The organism is Aminobacter sp. P4_D5 (assembly GCF_056401815.1).
Genome location: NZ_JBFUIP010000996.1, coordinates 1 through 605 on the forward strand (window position 1 = coordinate 1; position 605 = coordinate 605).

1 protein-coding gene is annotated in these 605 nt (G+C 65.6%); it reads right to left on the reverse strand.

Annotation, left to right across the window (positions count from 1 at the left end):
* On the reverse strand, positions 1-605 hold a 605-nt coding region (locus AC1DWF_RS36290), incomplete at both ends, for a putative zinc-binding metallopeptidase (RefSeq protein ID WP_476843287.1).

Below are 605 nucleotides of genomic sequence, written 5' to 3' on the forward strand. Positions count from 1 at the left end.
CCTGACTGCTACACTGGACTGAACTGTGGGAGCCGCCGGAGATCCTCCGGCGGCTTTCGTCGTTTCGGGCCCCAGTAAGGCCCTCGGCAGCATCGCGCCGTGCGTCAGCGACTGGATGAAGCCGAGCTTGGCCACCACCGCCGGAGACAGCACGAAGGGGTAAAGATCCGGGATGCCCATGCTGCGGTTCAGGCTGTTCACCGCGACCGTCAGCGGCACCCAGGCATCCATCAGCGCCTCGATATCCGTGCTGCGGTAGGGATCGAAATCCACCTCGGTCGAGAGATCGCCGGTCTGGTCCGCCCGCGGGGCGATCTCCAGGCCAAGCGAGCGCGCCATCTCCAGCGTGTCGACGATATGAAGGTAATGCGCCCAGGTCTCGGCGAAATCCTCCCAGGGATGCGAGGTGGCGTAGGTGCTGACGAAGTTGTCCTGCCAGTCGGCGGGAGGACCCTGATCGTAATGTCGCTGCAGGGCGGCCTCGTAATCCCGGCTGTCGTCGCCGAAGACGGCGCGGCAATCCTCCAGCCGGCCGCCGTCCCGCACCAGCCGGTCCCAAAAATAGTGACCGGATTCGTGCCGGAAGTGGCCGAGCAGCGTGCGGT